This window comes from Polaromonas sp. P1_E1_2 (genome assembly GCF_056406035.1).
On the sequence record NZ_JBFUAZ010000520.1, the window covers coordinates 1 to 3,051 of the forward strand.

The window sequence follows — 3,051 nt, forward strand, 5'->3', positions numbered from 1 at the left end:
TCTACCGACAGCGGTACGTGGACAGCCATTTGGTCACCGTCGAAGTCGGCATTGAAGGCCGAACAGACGAGCGGGTGCAGCTGGATGGCTTTGCCCTCGATCAGGATGGGTTCAAAGGCCTGAATGCCCAAACGGTGCAGCGTAGGCGCACGGTTCAGCATCACAGGGTGCTCTTTGATCACCTCTTCCAGGATATCCCACACCACTGGCGTGCCGGATTCGACTTCCTTCTTGGCTGCCTTGATCGTCGTGGCGATGCCGCGCGACTCAAGCTGCGCAAAGATGAAGGGCTTGAACAGTTCCAGCGCCATGAGCTTGGGCAAGCCGCACTGGTGCAGCTTGAGTGTTGGGCCCACGGTGATCACGGAACGGCCGGAGTAGTCGACGCGTTTGCCCAGCAAATTCTGGCGGAAACGGCCTGACTTGCCCTTGATCATGTCGGCCAGCGACTTCAGTGCGCGCTTGTTGGCGCCCGTCATGGCCTTGCCACGGCGGCCGTTGTCGAGCAGCGAGTCGACGGCTTCCTGCAGCATGCGCTTTTCATTGCGGGCAATGATTTCAGGCGCTTTCAGCTCCAGCAAACGGCGCAGACGGCTGTTGCGGTTGATCACGCGGCGATACAGGTCGTTCAGGTCGGAGGTCGCAAAACGGCCGCCGTCCAGCGGCACCAGCGGACGCAGGTCCGGCGGCAGTACAGGCAGCACGTCCAGCACCATCCAGCCCGGCTTGATGCCGGACTTCTTGAACGCTTCCATCAATTTCAAGCGCTTGGCGTTTTTCTTGATCTTGATTTCGGAGCCGGTCAGGTCATTGCGCAGCTTCTCGATTTCAACGTCGAGATCCAGCCCTTCGAGCAGGTCCTTGATGCCTTCGGCACCCATCTTGGCGGTGTATTCATCACCGTATTCCTTGCGCTTGGCGTCATMGTCGTCTTCCGACATGATGCTGAATTTCTTCAGCGGGGTCATGCCGGGATCGGTAACGACATATGCTTCGAAGTACAGCACGCGTTCGATGTCGCGCAGCGTCATGTCGAGCACCAGGCCCAGGCGCGACGGCAACGACTTCAGGAACCAGATGTGCGCACACGGTGCGGCCAGGTCGATGTGACCCATGCGCTCGCGGCGAACCTTGGTCTGCGTGACTTCAACGCCGCACTTTTCGCAGATGACACCGCGATGCTTCAGGCGCTTGTACTTGCCGCACAGGCATTCGTAGTCCTTGATGGGGCCAAAGATCTTGGCGCAAAAAAGACCGTCGCGCTCCGGCTTGAAGGTACGGTAGTTGATGGTTTCAGGCTTCTTCACTTCGCCGAAAGACCACGAGCGGATCTTTTCGGGCGAAGCCATGCCGATCTTGATGGCATCGAAATGCTCATCCGGCGTGAATTGCTTGAACAGGTCGAGTAATGATTTCATGAGTTAAATCCTTTTCTTTCCTGTTGATTAGCTGCGTTCGAGTTCGATGTCGATACCGAGCGAGCGGATTTCCTTGACCAGCACGTTGAACGACTCGGGCATGCCGGCCGTGATCGCGTGCTCGCCCTTGACGATGCTTTCGTAGACCTTGGTGCGGCCCTGTACGTCGTCGGACTTGACGGTGAGCATTTCCTGCAGCGTGTAGGCGGCGCCGTACGCTTCCAGCGCCCAGACCTCCATCTCGCCGAAACGCTGTCCACCGAACTGCGCCTTGCCGCCCAGCGGCTGCTGGGTAACGAGCGAGTAAGGACCGGTCGAGCGCGCGTGCATCTTGTCGTCCACCAGATGGTGAAGTTTCAGGAAGTGCATGTAGCCCACCGTGGTCGTGCGCTCGAACGCATCGCCCGTGCGGCCGTCATACAACTGAGCCTGGGTACGTGTCGCCGTCAGGCCCTTGGCCTTGGCAATGTCGTCCGGATAAGCCAGCTGGAGCATGCCCATGATCTCGGCCTCGGAAGCACCGTCAAACACGGGAGTGGCAAAAGGCACGCCGGTGGTCAGGTTGCCGGCCATCTCGATGATGTCGGTATCCGACAACTTCGCCAGGTCCTCTGCGCGGCCTGACTTGTTGTAGATCGTTTCCATGAACTTGCGGATTTCCTGCACCTTGGCTTCGGCTTGCAGCATGTCCCCAATGCGATGGCCCAGGCCCTTGGCGGCCCAGCCCAGATGCACCTCAAGCACCTGGCCCACGTTCATCCGCGAAGGCACGCCCAGCGGGTTCAGCACGATGTCGCACGGTGTGCCATCGGCCATGTGCGGCATATCTTCGACCGGAACGATCTTGGACACGACACCCTTGTTGCCGTGACGGCCAGCCATCTTGTCGCCAGGCTGCAGGCGGCGCTTGACGGCAAGGTAAACCTTGACCATCTTGAGCACGCCCGCTGGCAATTCGTCGCCCTGCGTGAGTTTCTTGCGCTTTTCTTCGAAAGACAGGTCAAAGCTGTGGCGCGTCTGCTCCATCGAGTTCTTGACGCTTTCGAGCTGCGCAGCCACTTCGTCATCGGCAGGACGAATGTCAAACCAGTGGTACTTCTCGACATCGGCCAAATAGGCCTTGTCGATCTTGGTGCCCTTGGCCAGCTTCTTCGGACCGCCATTGGCAACCTTGCCGATCAACAGCTTTTCGATGCGGTCGAAGGCGTCGGCTTCCACAATGCGCAGCTGGTCGTTCAGGTCCAGGCGGAAACGCTTGAGTTCGTCGTCGATGATCTGCTGGGCACGCTTGTCGCGCACAATGCCTTCACGGGTGAAGACCTGCACGTCGATCACGGTGCCTTGCGAGCCCTGGCTCACGCGCAGCGAGGTGTCTTTCACATCGCTGGCCTTTTCGCCGAAGATGGCGCGTAGCAGCTTTTCTTCCGGTGTCAGCGTGGTCTCGCCCTTGGGCGTGACCTTGCCGACCAGCGTGTCGCCCGGCTGGACTTCAGCGCCGACATAAATGATGCCGGATTCGTCGAGGCGGTTCAGCTGTTGCTCGGACAGGTTGGGAATGTCGCGCGTGATTTCTTCGGCACCCAGCTTGGTGTCACGGGCCATCACGACGAGTTCTTCGATGTGAATCGAGGTG

2 protein-coding genes are annotated in these 3,051 nt (G+C 59.3%); both read right to left on the reverse strand.

Features of this window, described 5'->3' with window-relative positions; genetic code table 11:
• Window positions 1-1,418 (reverse strand): DNA-directed RNA polymerase subunit beta' (locus AC1D1P_RS19195; protein WP_477674068.1); only part of this gene is annotated, 1,418 nt, incomplete at its 3' end.
• Window positions 1,419-1,445: 27 nt separating this feature from the next.
• A partial coding sequence (locus AC1D1P_RS19200; protein WP_477674069.1) for a DNA-directed RNA polymerase subunit beta occupies window positions 1,446-3,051 on the reverse strand: 1,606 nt, incomplete at its 5' end.